This window comes from Clostridium sp. MT-14, from assembly GCF_042436595.1.
GTDB classification, from domain to species: domain Bacteria; phylum Bacillota; class Clostridia; order Clostridiales; family Clostridiaceae; genus Clostridium_B; species Clostridium_B aromativorans.
This window is the reverse complement of record NZ_JBHMIY010000003.1, coordinates 174,602-190,724: the sequence shown is the minus strand read 5'-3', so window position 1 is coordinate 190,724 and position 16,123 is coordinate 174,602. Positions and strand designations below refer to the sequence as shown.

Genomic DNA, 16,123 nt, shown 5'->3' with positions numbered 1-16,123 from the left:
AATTAAATATCATTGATTATATCCAATAGCTCTTCTTTTGTTTTTCTAAGATATTGTTTTGTAATGTTAATATCAACATGACCAACAAGTGCCGAAATATCCTCGATTGGTATATGTTTTTTAGCAAGCATTAGACAATAACTGTGCCTTAAATTATGAGGAAATAATTTTTCTTTATCTATTCCAACCATAGCACCATATTTTTGTACTGTTCTGTAAGCTGTGCTTCTAGTTATAGCTCCTCTTTGTCCTGTGAACAATTGTGTAGAATTATTGAATCTATGCTTCATATATTCATTCCAATTCTCATTTAATTTTCCCGGAATAAAAACATTCCTTCTTTTATTACCTTTACCAATAATATTTATTGTATTTTTATCAATATCATATATAGTTAATTGTAAACATTCACTTATTCTCATGCCAGTTAATTTCAAGGTATTAATTAATGTATACGCTCTATAATCATATTTTTTTTTCGTAATATATAATAATTCAGATATATCAGAGGGAGATAAAACATTCTCAAGAAAATTTTGATTTTGAGTCTTAATTTGTTTAATCAAAATAGTTTTACCATAATACTCGAAGTATTCATGTATAGCTATTAGTTTTCTATTAATAGAAGATATAGCTAATTTACAAGTATATAATAGGTAATCTTTATAATTTTCGATGTCAATCTTAGTAAATAAGTCTATATTTTTGTCTTTGAAATATTGTAAAAACTGTTCTATATCTTTTTTATAAGCTTGTACAGTCTTTTGACTTTTATCATCAGAAATATAATCTATATACTTTTGTAAAATTTTATCCAATTTAACCACCCTAGAACATTATACCATATTTTATATAGTAGAACCATAAGTTATATTATGTTGTGTGTTAATCATTTATATACAACAATTTATTTTATATTATATGATTTCTGTCGTTCTTCTCTTAACTTAGCGAACTCAATTATCTCTGTGACTGTCATAGTGTCTTTTAAAGAATTAAATGGTTTATAAGATAAAAATAAATAGCTCTCACAACAGAGCTATTTAAAAATACTAAAATATATAATTTTACTGTGTAGAACTAACTACATTCCACTCACCATTGTTACTGATAATATAACACAAACCAAAATAAAAGTCAACAAATATTACACTGGTCAAAAACGTTCCCGTCAAATTTCAATTTTAAGGCTTATTAATGTCCAAAAAGGTATAATCCCATTTCTAACTTATAATATACCCTTAAATCAAGTATATATGCAAATTTATAATAAATATAGGAAAATAGGGGATAAAAATGGTAATAAAATAGATATTTTAACGTCTTTATTAATTTTATTTAACATCACATTAATTTGGTATATACTTTTTAATTTGGAATTGATCTTGTAATTTATCAATAGGCTTAAAAGTATCTATACCAACAGTCATATCAGTACATAAAGTATTTATATCATCAAATCCTTGATTATTATAATCATCATCATTAGGTTTATCTCCATCAGATAATGTTAAAGGAGTAAATTGACCATCTTGATAAAATTCGGGTTTTATTGAATAATATTTATCTTGTTGTTTTATTAAATATTTAAAAAGATTATAAGGTTTTAATTCACCATTTTCGTCTATATCAATCGCATCTAAATATAATATCCCTGATGAATTATAGATATGGATAGAATGTTCTTTATATAATAAATCTTTTATCTCATAATTTAAACATTGATACACAGTACTAGATGAAAATTGACTAAAATTGTATATTGTATTATCTATTTCTATAACTATATCAGAGCTTCCATTTTTATATAAAACACCTATTATTCTTAATTTATCTCCAGTAATATTAAATTTAATATCTCCAGTTTCTGTATATGAACAATTATGATATGAGCCACCAAAAGCTTGATTCATTGATACTGATGTAGTAGCACTATTGTAAGTAATATTACTATTGATATCATCTATCCTCTTCCAACCTACTTCTGGTGAAGTTAATCTATCTCCTATATTTGCCATTATATCACCTCACTATTTAAGCTATATAAAATCTATCTTCTATTAATTTCCATTATCACAATAGATAATTGTATAAGTATTTTCTTTGTTAAAAGTATATGTTATAGTTTTATTATCTTCTTCTAAAGAAATATCTACATTTTTACTAAATATACTTGTACCTAGCATATCTACTGTTAATTTAATTTCATCATTACTTACTGCATCATCAGTATCTTCTACATTAAAATAATATCCAAATCTTATTTTGGGAGAATTATTTCTTATTTTAGATAAATCATCAGCACTAGCGTTATTTATATTCTCTATTGATATTCCTTTGGCTTCAATATCAGCATTATTACTTATATCAATATCAGTTACTATACCTGTATCTTTATCATATCCATGCCAAGTAACACCAGAATCTATTGAAAATATTAATAATAATTTTGATGTGTTTTCACAAGTAGCAGTCCATACAATACTGTCTATTTTATCTACTCCATTTAAATTAATATCGCCATTAGCAATAACTAACACAGGATTATACGTACTAGTAATAGTAATAATTTGTTCAGTATCGTTTGAAGTATCTTCTATCTTACCTATTTCTCTGAATTGTGTCTGATCAATATCACAACTATATTCAATACCACTCGTTAATGTAGCTTCTTGAGTCATATTTTCATTCACAATATCTAAATCTTGATGCATTGTTCCATCATATATTATGTGATCTGCTTCGTTAAATTGATCAGAATCTGCATTATTAAAACTGCAATCATATTGCACAACTCCGGCATCTCCTGAAACATATTCTAATACTGAAGTCGCTATATCTGTGATATCGGCAGGATTGGTCAATACAACTTGATATATATCTCCTGTATTCTTATTTAATTTAGTATTTTTAATTTGACTATTTTGTATAATGGCATTAATTTTGTCGGCATAACTACCTATATCATCTGCTTGTGTTGCAGAACCTATCCCTTTATTTTGTAATGCATTTACAATAGATTGCTTTTTATCTAATATAGTATTAGAAATCTCCTCAAATGTATTATCGGTGGTTAAGGAAACATCTCCAATAGCAATCTCCACCATAGATTTTGCACTATTGGAATTTTGAAAAACCAGTGTATCTACTTGTGATTTGTTATAATAATTAGACAAATCTACATTTCCACCTTCGCCACCAGAACCAGTGGATAATTTATCTACTTTTTCTAACACCTTTTGTACTGTATTGTCTTCTTCTGTTAGATTAGTATCAAAATTAATAGTATTAACTTGTATATTATTTGCATCGATATAATAATCAGCAGATTGGCCATTCAATTTATCACTATCGTCTGATTTATCTACTTGACCATTATTATCTTTGTCATAAGTATTTTTATTCAAATAATTACCTAAATCAGATTGTTTAACTAATCCAGTTAAATCTATATTCCCTTGTGGTAAAGTTCCAGTGACTTCATTAGATAAATCTATTGGATTAGTAGTGAAATTACGTACATTTATTTCTACTATACCCATCAAGATCCATCCTGCCGAAGTATAAGTATACCAGTCTCGTACATTTCCTTGAGTTTCATCAGCATTAATTATCCAGCTATCTCCAACATTAGGAGATTCTATTGCGTTTAACTGAGCATAAGTGTCTTTAGCACCTAATAAATGAAAGGCTTGAGTGAATCCATTAATTTGCTCTTGAATATTACTAGAAACTCCTTGTAATAGATTTATAGTCTCTACAGGTACAGTTAAGCCATTTAAATTTTTCACAATTAATTTATTATTTTCTATTTGAATAGTAGAATTATCTATTTTATTATTTAAATAATCTGATTCATCATTTATACTTAATTTTACTTTCCCTTGATTGTTTTGTAAATTAGTAATATTATTAATACTATTTTCAATATTATCTTTATTTATTTCAGATTTATTATCTAATTCATCAAGGGCATCACCTATTTTAGATGAATTTAAGGTAGACTTAGATTTTATATATATAATAGAATTAGCATTGTCAAGAGTCTTATCAAATATATCCTTACCGATATTTAAAATAAGCTTATTACTTATGTCAATGTCTTGTTTAGTTACAGTAATTTTATTTTCTGTACCTATAATCTTATTTTCTAAAAAATCAGGTGCGTCATCAATATCAATATTTATTTTTCCAATATTATCAAGTTCTTCTAATATAGGCTCATCTAAACCTAAAATTAAAGTATTGTCTACATTATTTATTTTTATTTGTGTATCTGTACCATTAATTTTTGCAGAAAGGTACGAAGCAGAATCATCTTCGCTTGATACTTTCACCATAAAAGTATCTACACCTGTTTGCCCTTCATCAATTTGTTTCTGTATAGCCTTGGCCATACCTCTAGCAATGATATCCATGCTCAATTAGCTCACCCCTTCCTATTCTTCTATTTTTTTAATCTTCCTATAATTGTTAAATAACCATCTGTTATATTAGTTATTCTTACTCTTAAATAGAATAATCCATTTATATTATTATTCCATTTACTATTTAATTCAGTAGCTTTTGTATTTAAAGATAAATCTGTTAAATTAGCAAACATAATTGAAGACCACTCAGAATTACTATCAACTTTCCCTTCAAATATAACTTCAAAAGAACTAGCAGTTCCTTGGATATCTATAGTGATTTCTTCATATTCTGAATTTGAAAATATATTTCCTTCAATTGCTTCAATAGATTTATCATGAAATGTAAAATATGTTGTTGTTTCATTTACTTCTATATTACTCATTCACATCACATCCTATCTTATTTGAGGTTACTTTTAACTTATTTACATAATATTTATGATGTATACCATAAGATAAATAAGTAATACTTTTATCTATCTTATGGTATACAATTTTTATTAATTATTTTTTGCTGTAGTAGTATCCACAGATACATTATCATCAGTAATAGTAGTGCTTGTTGTTATAGGGGGTGCTATTGTTGAAGTCGTAGTTGGTATTACTGTAGTTGTCATTGTACTATTAGAATTAATGACATCTCTACCTTTGTTAATTTCACCAGCTATAGCCTGTCTAATAAATTCTATTTCTTCATCAGTTAAACCAGGAATCTTCTTTAATATTTCTTCCTTGAATTTAGTTTGCGCAGCTTCTATAGTCTTAGAAATACCACTTACCCTAAAATATTCATCTACTATTCCATATACTTTCCTACCTATTTCCAATTCAGCATTATATTGAGCAATACCTTTTTGTTGAATTTCCGCTTCTGTTTTTTCATCTATAAATTTTATAATAGCATCACCTACTGATTGAATGATCTTTACTAAAATACCACCTATAGCAGTAACAACAATAGGAATTATGTCATTTATTATTTGCTGTAACATTTTTACATCGCTTCTCCTTTTTATTTATTAATTTTGTTATTTAATTATTAATCTACAATTACCCAAGCATCAATCAGTATTTTCATAAAGTTTTGATAGCTGATTTTAAAATATCCAGGATATTCAGGTAAACCTAAAGTTTGATCGGTGTTATTTCCATTCTCATCAGGAATTTTTGTCCCCCACGAATTTCTCAATATTATATATCCTTCCTGCTTTTTTTCTTTATGAAATAAATCATCAAATAATCCTGTAAAACTATTTTCTTCTTTATCTTTGAAGGCAACAATACTCATGGCATGACCTCCAAGTATCTCATCAGATGGAGCAGGAATGATTCCAGTTTCCATACATTTTTCAGATTCGAAACTCGATGAAACCGTTATTCCAATGTAAATTGGTCTATCATTTGCCAAAGCAACTTTCATTTCTTCTATTGATTCAACCCTATAAAATTTATGTATACCATCTTTTTCTTTTCTTGCAGTGGCATCATCATATGCTTCTTTAGATGGTTCATCAGCAAATTTTAATATATCATATTGCCAATATTTACTATCACATATTCCATGATTTTTAACTGAATTCAATGTATCAATTAATGTTCCTCCACAATCTTGATTTATATATTCTTCTCCCATATCTTTTCTTAAATTGTAATAAGTAAATAATGGAGAAGGATTAAAATCATTATTGTGCCTATATGATACAATTGAATCCAATGCACAGCTTTGGCAACTTCCAATATTTCCCTGCGAAATAATAGGGGGAAATTTGTCAATTAAATTTACCTCTGAAGGTAATTTAATATTTTGGGCTTTTAGTAAATTCTTGTACAGTTTCTCATCTTTACTTCTCTTATCAGGTTTTAAGTTATACTTAAATGGCAATTTTTGATTTTTACTCAAAACTAATCATCTCTTCCTTTTTTATTTATTTTTTAATTTTATTAGTTATTTCATTCGAAACAAAATTTAAAAGTATTCCTAACTGGTCATCATTTAGTTTATTGATTTGTTTCTTACTTATTTTTAGATATTTATTAAGATTTTCATAAGCTAATTCCCTATTTATTTTATTATTCATTTTAACAAACCTCTTTTTTATATCTTTACAAACTTTTACTTCCATAATGTCCATTATTATCATTCCAATATATTACAGGCAATTTTCCTTTAAACAAAGTAATATAATTTCCTCTATCTAAATGAATGCCCATTCCTCCATCTATTCTTTTCTCTATATAAAAAGAATTCAATATTGGATATATATTATCACCTGTAGGAATAGTTTCGTCATATTTCCCTTGTATTATTGGATTAGGTTGAGGATTACTTATTAACTTATTTAATTTAGCGAATGTATTTTCTCCTGCCATACCATCTACAGTAAGTCCATTTTTCTTCTGGAAATCAATTAAGGCATTATATGTATTTACACCAAAATCACCATCTTCAACAAGTTTATATCCGATTTTGTTTAATTTTTGTTGCAATTCTAAACATCTATTACCAATGAAAGATTTACACTTTGCAATTACATCAGTACTAGGAGTATCAGAGATAGGTTTTACTTTTCCTGTAAAAATATTATCTATAAAATAATCCATATCAATTGTAGAATCAGCCCCATTAACTGTGCCTCTATCAGTATATTGCCATGAAGCATAATTAGGATAAAGATTAGGTTGATTACCATAGCTAGCTAACCAAAGCACTACATTAGGTATATTACCTTTTAAAAAACCATTATAAAAGGATACTCCAGTGTATATGCCCACTTTATATCCTTTAGATTGTAAATATGGTATTGCTTGATTTAAATAATCAATAGCAGTTTGCTTTGTCCATTGCCATCCATAACTTTGTGGAGGTTGTTCTATATCAATAAACAGTACAGTATCAAACGTCATACCTTTTATATAATTTAAGAAATAATTCATTTCATTTATTGCTCCATGCTTGCCAGCAAAATGATATACACCCATTTTAATTCCTAAAGGGCGTACTGTATCATAACGATATTTTAAATACTTATCCTGATAAAAGTTCCCTTCAGTTGCCTTATTAATTAAAACTTGAATTCCATTATTTTTTACTTTATTCCAGTCAGATATATTATTATTACTATTTATATCTATACCTTTATATATACTCAAGATTATTACCTCCAATCTTTATTCATTTTTATTAATATTTTCTCAAAATACATAAAACATTTTTCAAAATACGAATTTAGAATTATATTTACACTTAATACTCCTATGGTTAAACTTACACTAATTATATTTGGCCCTAAAAAAATATTGCCAACATAAATTATGGCAACAATAATCAATAATAAAGTCCTATAATATTTTCTTTTTTCTTCTATCGTTAATTCTTGTTCTTTATTTTGGAATCTTATATTTTTATTCTTATTAATATTATCTTTTGGTATATTTTTGTAATTAAATATACTCCATAATACTATAATAGAGCTAAATATAATCTGAATGATAAAATCAACATTATATACAACATATTTAGCTAATACCGCAAGTATAGTAAAATATATTGTACTAAATATGAAACAATATTTCAATGATTGTGCATGGATACCATCTGTAATGACTCTCAATATATTAAACACTAGAATTATAAATATTAATTCTTTCCAACTATGTAATATAATATTAATCAATAACAACATAATGAACACGCTATTATTGAACATCCAAAAACGTAAATTAAAATCAAAATCACTCCATTCAGGAGTGCCTCTTGGTGCTAATAATTTTTTCTTTATTAATATATTTGTAATTAAATCTGATATTTTATTTAATATCTAAATTCACTTCCTCATTTTTTTATTAATATTAAAAAAGGAGAAGAAAAATATTCTTCTCCTTTTTGATATAATAATAGAATTACCTTCTAGTTACTATACCTATCCAAACCTTCTTATTGCTTATTAATTTTTTCAGAAATTTCATATTATACCACCACCTTTAATTTATTTTTGAATCTATAATAAATATAAACAAATATAAATTCCACTATTCTAAAAGGTATCATATATTTAAATTTTATAAAATTATTATTAAGTGACATTAATCTAATATTAAATATATATTGATAAATTATAGAAAGAAACACCTCTATAACAAAAAATATGAAAAATACTTCTATTGTTTTTATTAACAATTTAATAAAATTTATTTTGAATATTGTCATAAAATATATAGCATATATAATAATACATACAATCTGCATCAATATAGGAATTATTATTAAATTCCCAATAATATAATCTAATATTCCTAACATAAAACTATGAAAAACATATTGACTTTTACTAATCCTCTTATTTACCATTATTGTCATCAAAAGTACCATCAAGAAAGCTTCCCAAATATCAAAATAAAAGAATTCCTGTATTCCACTAATTATTATATCATTTACATTCATATCATATAATCCTCTTTCCGACATTATTCTTATGTTTATTAATATTATCTAAATATCTTATAATATCAAATATTAAATCTTCACCTTTAAATATTTTTATAAATTTAAATCTATTTTTATGTTTTGGGTTGTTAATTAAGTCTCTTTCTATTAATAATTTATAAGACATTTGTTCAATATCTATTTCTATCTTATATCGCTGTAAATTATAAGAAATAAATATATCATAATCTCCATAACAATTACATGTTATTTCATAAGTTATTCGATATGAATCTAATATTTTTGATATAAATCCTTCATTTCTTTTTATAGAATTTCTTTCTATCCATTTTTTGTGCTTAATTTTTAGTATTTTCTCATTAGGCAATATCATCACCTCTATTGCCTTGTTTATTCCTATCATTTATATCAATAATAAGAGCTTTCGTATTTCTTTCTGATTTTATTAGTTGATCAAAATTTTCTTCATTTTGTTCTATAATACCCTCTGTATTTTCATCATTTTTTACTATCATTTCATTTAACAAATTTTGTATCACATCATTTTGTTGTTGAATATGATTATTCTGTTTAATTATAATTTTGTCCTTTTTATTTAATTCAATCATTAAATAAATAGCAAAAACCATGATCCAAACAAGCATTATTGTTAAGCCTAGTACAATTTTAATATCATCTATATCAAATATTAATTGTTTATTTTTATAAAAACTTTTACCATAATAAAATAAACTACCAGTTACTGCTAATATAAATATAATTGTTTGAATACTCAAAGTTTTTTTTAAAGCAATTTTCATTTTATTCTTTATAGTTTCATTCAACATATGACATCCCCTTTATATTATAAAAAATATGTAGTATTATGTCAATATTTTCTTCAACTGGTACATATATATAATACAATATATAAGGTTGTTTTGTCAATCATATTTATTAATTTTATTAGCTTAATATCATCATCCTTACCTCAAATTTATCATTCATGCTATCAATTAATTTATTTCCATTTGAATCGGGCACTAACAATACACTTTTCAAATCATCTACACCATAATCATTAAACCACTGCTGTTTTTGCAAATCATCTGTTGGTATTCCTAATTCTAACAATTGATTATCTTTTATACTATAATATTGATCATTTTGTTTTATCAAGTATTTGCCCCATACCTCTCCTTCAATATCAATTCCTGTAAATGTCCTACTAATACTATACCCATTACTCTTAAGAATACCAGATAAAGAAAGCACAAATTTATTATATTTTTTCTGTTGATTTTGACTAACATTTATAATTGAATTAATTCCAAGAGATTGAGGAATTAAGATGTCTGCCGTAGTATCGTCGTTAATTCCGGATAATGCTATTCGAGAAACTTGGTAATTATTAGAATCTGGGACATCATAACTACCTGTTACCTTTATTTGCTTAATTTTTACAACTCCGCCATTAATAAAATTAAAATAAATTTTTACAGATGCCGAACTATTGGTAGGTCCCGCTAGCCATATTGAACCACTTTTTTCAAAAAATGATTCCAAGTTGCCACTAATATTACTACCTGTTCCCAATGTTTTATTCAAATTGTCTTTATCTACAAAATTATTCAAATTTTCCATATTTGCCCCCATATTTTTTAATAATTTATTTTTACATCTCCACTAAACTTCAAAAAAACTTGAGCTACAGTATTTGAAGCATATTCCACATCATATTCACTTTCTTTAACTTCCAACCATTTGCCTTTGCCATCATACTCCAAATCTAAATTATCTACATTTTCAATATCCGCAATATCATCTAAAGAAAATAAATAAGCAAATCGTATTTTTTTATTTGTATTAAGCAAATTCCAATAAGTAGAATTTATAACATTGAAAGTAGATATATCAATACCTTTAGCTTTTACATCATCTACAGTTAAATTTATATCTTCCCAATGATCTGCATTAAAAGTTTTCCATGTAACCCCACTATCTACACTTGCAATTATTTTTAAGTTACCTCCCGATCCTGTAATTTTGAAATAATCTATATTATCTACATAACTAAGATCTTTGTCTCCACTGGCAATCAAGAGTCTATCAAGAGGTATGGCTGTCAAAATTAAATATTTATCTACCCCATTTTCTTCCTCTTGAATATCATCTATATTTTTAAAAATACTCTTATCTATTTCACAGCCATATTCCTTATTATCAGTTCCTATATCTCCGATATACTGCATCTGATATTCAAATTCTGTTTTAAGGTGTGCAGTATCATCAAAAACAATCATATCGTCAGGTTCAAAATCATTTAATTCGGAATTGCTGAATGAATTTAAAGTTTTTATTACATCCTGTTCAGCACTGGGCTGCCACTTCAATACATTCACTCTTGGAACTTTAAAATCTATCGTATTAATGGGGATATCTACTTCATATGGTGTATCTACACTACCTGTTATTCCCATTTTACTTATTTGATTTAAATTTAATCCTCTATTTTCACCAATATCCCCAATATCCATAGTAGTGAATTTATCTTCATCTTCTGAATATATTACAACTTGTTTATCCTGTTTATTTACTACATTTACATCACTTAATTCTTCGAATTTAGTTACTCTATGTTGGATTATTTCATCTAATATCTTTTGGCTACTCCAACCTGTAGCTTGAGATATTTGGCTATCATCTAATATAACTTCAATATACCCAACAAAAAATTTACTAATAATAATCACCTCGAATCAATAAAGAAATTACAATGAATCATCCTCCATATTATAATTTAATATTAACGAATCAATACTTTCACTATTACTAATCGATTCAACACCAAATAAATAAGCAAATCTTATTTTATTATTTAATATAATATCATTCCATTTTTCTTTTATTTTATTAAATTCCATTACTGTATTACCATATATCTTTACATTCTCAGCAGTTAAACTTTCTATATTAATAAAAGTCGTGCCATTGTAATATAGCCATAAATTACCTCCATCTATACTGAATACAATTTTTATTTTGTCATCTAAATTTATACCATCTATTTCAAAATAATTTATACTATATATAGCAGAAAAATCATAATCTTCTTTCTGTATTAATAATGATTCTTTAGAAGCAGTAGTTATTTGTATCTGCTGAATTGTATCATCACTTATATCTTCTATAGAAATAATACTAGGTATTTTAGTCTTATCAATAATGTCTGTAGTCTCTGCTGTACCTCCATCTAAATTATATTCATTTGATAAAATATAATTATATATTTTATTATTACCAGTTAGATGAACAGCGCCATCAAAAATAATATCATTATTCTCAACATAATTGTTTTTATCTTCTGCATTAAAATCACATAATGTTGTACTCAATCCTTCTATGATACTTTTACCTATTAATAATTTAAAATTCCTTGCATTAAAATTACCATTAGTAAAACCTTTTTCAATACTTATATATATATCAACTGTATTATTTGGATCTAATTCTGCAATTGTTATAGAATCAGTATAAGTTTCTCCATCCAAAGATAATTGTATTATATCATCAAAATAAGTAACTGTAGATATTTTTAAATTATTATAGGTATCTATACTAGAATTGTTTTTTATTGTTACTTTATCATATAAATAATTACTTCCATATTGTTGTAAAAAAGTAGAAATTTCATTTGTAACATCTATATTATTATAAAATATGGACAAATCATAATTTGTAAAATCATAAATATCTCCACATTGAAAATTCAATATACCTGACGTATAAGTCAAATTATTTTCATCATCATATAATTTTATATATCCTTGTGTATTATAATTTAAAAATATAGAGCAAGTTTTGTTATCTTCAAATAAGTTAGTGCTTAATAAATTGTTATTAATATCATACAATTCTATTTTATAATTTTGTGGTTGATTTTCAATTATTAAATAAGGTGAAGAATATACATTATAACTATTTATTTGTATAGATTTATCGGAATTCTTATTAAAACCTTGTTTTATTATAGATTCTCCTGCTTTTAATTCTATTCCGCCTATATTTTCCCATATTACGCTATCCTCACTACTATAACATTGTATATATCCGCTATAATAAATAATTCTTAGATATTTGGATTGACCATTTGTTTTATTATCAACAATACCATATTTATTTAAATTGGTTCCTATATAGAACTGAAACAAATCATTGTCATTTATATCTTCCCATTCTTGTTTATTAATATCGACTACAAATTGAGTATAATAAAATTCTCTTTCAATGATAGCATTTGCATCTATAAAAAATTTATTGTCTTCTCTATGCGTTATATTTTGTGCTAAAAAATCATCAAAAGATGAAGTTAAATAGAAATTATCTCTTTCTAATAACCCATCTTTTACTTTTATTAATTTCAATTTAACACCCATCCTTTAATGTGTATAATTTATAATGCCATTTATTAATTATATTTTCTTTACATATATATCTGTAGGAATTAATTCAACTAAAATTACATCTTCCTTATTAGATACCCAACCTTGATTATCTGTATTAGGAAGTTCAATACTTGTTTTTAGTGTTTTTAATAATTCACTTTGATCTTGTGTAATTGTTTTGAAAATCCATCCTGGTTGATCTGTTTGATTTGCTTTTTCATATCTCATTACTGCAAATAATTTTTGTCTAGGCTCGTTATGCTTTTTACTTTCATAATATCCATCATGACTTACTAATTCAGTACTATTTGCCATTACTACATTACTTCCTTTCATAATTTTTTATTTCTTATATTTTTTTATCTTCATTTTCAAATAATAATTTCTACGTCCTTTAACTTTTTCTGGACTTTTATAATAATCCACAAATTTAATAGTAAAAGCTCTAAGTATATCAGATAATTCAAATAAATAGCTTCTATTAGTAATAGGGACTATATTATAATGATGGTTCTTCATATATCTAATAATATTTGCTACTAACATACCTACAGCTTTTAGACCTGTATCCTCTGTATTATATTCTTCTATCCATACTTTTTCTGCTTCCCATCTAAACCATCTATATACCCTTAAATAGTCTTCTCTTACATTTTTACTATCCATTTCTTCTTGAACTTTAGAAATATTTAACCAATTATAGAACGCAGCCATTGTTTGTCCTATTGCTTCAGTAGCTGAAATATCACTAAAATCAGTAGCTTTTCCATTCCATATTACAAATAAGAAATTTAACATTTGTTGCATAATTTTTATACTAACTGCAATTTTATTTATTCCATAATCTACATCATTATAATTTATATCTGTAATACTAGAAATAGGATGTTTATTAATATCTCCTACTGCTTCAGATTCATAAGGATAATCTATATTAGGTATAATTAGTATATCTATCAATCCATCAGATTCTATGATATACCATGTAGGCTTCAGATCTAAAAATTTTGTTTTTCCTTCTGATTTTAATATTTGTTTCCAAATAGGTTTACCTAACCATTTTTGTTGCTTATTAGTATTTTTCAATAGTAATTTAGTATTTTTTTTTAGATATTTTCTTTTCTCCTGTAATATTTCAATATTACAATGACAATTACGGCCTAAATATTTATTAGAATTTTTCTTTGTCACATTAGCACCAAATTTTTCAACATATTTGTTGCTAAATATACTTTTATTAATTTCATATTCATTTGATTTCAATTCTAAATAATATTTCTTATAAATTTTTAAGATACTACTTTTATATATTTTGTGTAAAAATTTTTGTGTATCTATAATGTCTATATTCATTCTATGGAAATTGAGTAAATATTTATTAAGTTTATATTTATTAATTGGATGTATTGGAAACATAAATTCATTATAATATTTATTTTTATCTTTCTTATAATAAATTAATTTAGACCTACTATTAATTAAATATTTCATTGAATTATTATATTTTATAAGATTATTATAATAGGATTTTATTATTAATTTATTCTTATCATTCAAATATATATCAGAATTAAAATAATCATATAGACTCTTTATAAAATTAATGTGAATTCTCCTTTTATCATAAATATAGTTATATAAAAATTTAGTATTCATATTAATATATAATTTAGTATTATAATATCTATATAGTCCAAGACATCTGTTATTTTTAATAATTGAACGACAATATATATTTTTAAGTAATAATTTTTGTGAATTTAAAATATATATTTTCTTTTGCCTATTTAATATCATAAAAATAGCAGAATTGTTTTTGTCTATTTTATTTATATAAGATTTATTTAAATAAATCTTACTATTATTAATATATATCCTTTTGTTTTGTATATTGTATATAAATTTAACTTTCTTATTTATATATAACTTCGCTTTATAATTTTTAATTAAATAAAATAAATTTACATTCTTATCTAATTTCTTTATATTATCAGTATTAAAATAAAATCCTTTATTACTCTTATAAATATAATTAGGATAAAAACTATTCAAATATACAATCGTATTGTTTACGTATATTTTTTTAATATCACTATCATATAAAAATTTAATGGCTATTTTTCTTGAATCTAATTTATGGATATATTGATTAAAATATTTGTTTTCCCTTTTATAATAATAAATAAATTTGATTTTATTATTAATTAAATATTTCATTAACTTATCATACTTCATAAGATTACTTGAATTAAACTTGCTTATTAATTTACAATCGTTTTTTTTTATATAAATATTATTTATATTTCTATATATATTATAATATATTATTTTTTTATTTTTAATTATATTCCTGCCTATAATATTTCTTATCAAAATTGAACAAGATTTTTTACATATGTTAAACTTTCGTTTGTATATAATAAATTTTCCATTATCATTTAATAACATTTTCTTTCTACAAGAATAAAGATTATATGATATATTATCTATTATCATTTTATTAATAATATGCTTATATTTTAACATCTTTTCAGCATTAATATCTTTACTTAATTGTTTATTATTCAATTTAAAATATTTAATATACTTATATCTATATATTAATATATTTAATAGCAATAATTCCTTTAAATCCTTACTCTTATAATTTATCTTATTATATCCACTAGTTTCAATATGCAAATAATTACTAAATGTTTCCCTTATTAATTTAATATTTTCAATTTTATATAAATATATAGACTTATTAATAATACTAATATTACTCATTTTAAAATTTTGTAGCATTTTTTTACTATTAGGATTTTTATAAAGAAAATCTTCAAATATATATTGAAAATCAT

16 protein-coding genes are annotated in these 16,123 nt (G+C 24.4%); all 16 read right to left on the bottom strand.

The genetic code is table 11. The features are described from left to right. Nucleotides 1-2: 2 nt before the first annotated feature. A complete protein-coding gene (locus ACFHWD_RS04240; RefSeq protein WP_378060701.1) occupies nucleotides 3-818 on the bottom strand; it encodes a tyrosine-type recombinase/integrase in 816 nt (271 codons plus the stop codon). A gap of 531 nt (nucleotides 819-1,349) precedes the next feature. After that, nucleotides 1,350-2,018: a cell adhesion protein gene (locus tag ACFHWD_RS04235; RefSeq protein WP_378060699.1), complete on the bottom strand. Its 669-nt coding sequence runs from the start codon at nucleotides 2,016-2,018 to the stop codon at nucleotides 1,350-1,352. A gap of 42 nt (nucleotides 2,019-2,060) precedes the next feature. After that, a complete protein-coding gene (locus ACFHWD_RS04230) occupies nucleotides 2,061-4,424 on the bottom strand; it encodes a hypothetical protein (RefSeq protein ID WP_378060697.1) in 2,364 nt (787 codons plus the stop codon). Between the two features lie 23 nt (nucleotides 4,425-4,447). Then, nucleotides 4,448-4,795, bottom strand: coding sequence for a hypothetical protein (locus tag ACFHWD_RS04225; RefSeq protein WP_378060695.1), 348 nt, complete (start codon nucleotides 4,793-4,795; stop codon nucleotides 4,448-4,450). Between the two features lie 117 nt (nucleotides 4,796-4,912). After that, entirely contained in the window at nucleotides 4,913-5,404 is a 492-nt protein-coding gene (locus tag ACFHWD_RS04220) for a cobalt ABC transporter permease (RefSeq protein ID WP_378060693.1), read from the bottom strand. 47 nt (nucleotides 5,405-5,451) lie between these two features. Continuing rightward, on the bottom strand, nucleotides 5,452-6,312 hold the full coding sequence (locus tag ACFHWD_RS04215) for a C1 family peptidase (protein ID WP_378060691.1): 861 nt from the start codon (nucleotides 6,310-6,312) through the stop codon (nucleotides 5,452-5,454). Between the two features lie 25 nt (nucleotides 6,313-6,337). Then, on the bottom strand, nucleotides 6,338-6,490 hold the full coding sequence (locus ACFHWD_RS04210) for a hypothetical protein (RefSeq protein WP_378060689.1): 153 nt from the start codon (nucleotides 6,488-6,490) through the stop codon (nucleotides 6,338-6,340). 25 nt (nucleotides 6,491-6,515) lie between these two features. Further along, nucleotides 6,516-7,562, bottom strand: coding sequence for a GH25 family lysozyme (locus ACFHWD_RS04205; RefSeq protein WP_378060687.1), 1,047 nt, complete (start codon nucleotides 7,560-7,562; stop codon nucleotides 6,516-6,518). Between the two features lie 5 nt (nucleotides 7,563-7,567). Next, nucleotides 7,568-8,191, bottom strand: a complete 624-nt coding sequence (locus ACFHWD_RS04200) for an accessory gene regulator B family protein (RefSeq protein WP_378060793.1) — start codon at nucleotides 8,189-8,191, stop codon at nucleotides 7,568-7,570. A gap of 663 nt (nucleotides 8,192-8,854) precedes the next feature. After that, nucleotides 8,855-9,223 carry a hypothetical protein gene (locus tag ACFHWD_RS04195; RefSeq protein WP_378060685.1) on the bottom strand — a complete coding sequence of 123 codons (369 nt, stop codon included), beginning with the start codon at nucleotides 9,221-9,223 and terminating at the stop codon, nucleotides 8,855-8,857. Further along, a complete protein-coding gene (locus tag ACFHWD_RS04190) occupies nucleotides 9,216-9,683 on the bottom strand; it encodes a hypothetical protein (RefSeq protein ID WP_378060683.1) in 468 nt (155 codons plus the stop codon). The genes ACFHWD_RS04195 and ACFHWD_RS04190 overlap by 8 nt, the downstream gene beginning before the upstream one ends. A gap of 118 nt (nucleotides 9,684-9,801) precedes the next feature. Then, nucleotides 9,802-10,479 (bottom strand): hypothetical protein, encoded by a 678-nt coding sequence (locus ACFHWD_RS04185; protein WP_378060681.1) that lies wholly within the window; start codon nucleotides 10,477-10,479, stop codon nucleotides 9,802-9,804. Nucleotides 10,480-10,496: 17 nt separating this feature from the next. Beyond that, entirely contained in the window at nucleotides 10,497-11,588 is a 1,092-nt protein-coding gene (locus ACFHWD_RS04180; protein WP_378060680.1) for a signal peptidase II, read from the bottom strand. Nucleotides 11,589-11,606: 18 nt separating this feature from the next. Next, a complete protein-coding gene (locus ACFHWD_RS04175; protein ID WP_378060678.1) occupies nucleotides 11,607-13,259 on the bottom strand; it encodes a hypothetical protein in 1,653 nt (550 codons plus the stop codon). A 48-nt stretch (nucleotides 13,260-13,307) separates the two neighbouring features. After that, nucleotides 13,308-13,595, bottom strand: a complete 288-nt coding sequence (locus ACFHWD_RS04170; protein ID WP_378060676.1) for a hypothetical protein — start codon at nucleotides 13,593-13,595, stop codon at nucleotides 13,308-13,310. A gap of 27 nt (nucleotides 13,596-13,622) precedes the next feature. Further along, a complete protein-coding gene (locus tag ACFHWD_RS04165) occupies nucleotides 13,623-14,837 on the bottom strand; it encodes a hypothetical protein (RefSeq protein WP_378060674.1) in 1,215 nt (404 codons plus the stop codon). Between the last annotated feature and the right edge of the window lie 1,286 nt (nucleotides 14,838-16,123).

Coding starts and splice junctions, on each gene's coding strand:
- ACFHWD_RS04185 (WP_378060681.1), bottom strand. CDS start 10,479: ATGGAAAATTTGAATAATTTTGTAGATAAAGACAATTTGAATAAAACA.
- ACFHWD_RS04220 (WP_378060693.1), bottom strand. CDS start 5,404: ATGTTACAGCAAATAATAAATGACATAATTCCTATTGTTGTTACTGCT.
- ACFHWD_RS04170 (WP_378060676.1), bottom strand. CDS start 13,595: ATGGCAAATAGTACTGAATTAGTAAGTCATGATGGATATTATGAAAGT.
- ACFHWD_RS04210 (WP_378060689.1), bottom strand. CDS start 6,490: ATGAATAATAAAATAAATAGGGAATTAGCTTATGAAAATCTTAATAAA.
- ACFHWD_RS04235 (WP_378060699.1), bottom strand. CDS start 2,018: ATGGCAAATATAGGAGATAGATTAACTTCACCAGAAGTAGGTTGGAAG.
- ACFHWD_RS04225 (WP_378060695.1), bottom strand. CDS start 4,795: ATGAGTAATATAGAAGTAAATGAAACAACAACATATTTTACATTTCAT.
- ACFHWD_RS04190 (WP_378060683.1), bottom strand. CDS start 9,683: ATGTTGAATGAAACTATAAAGAATAAAATGAAAATTGCTTTAAAAAAA.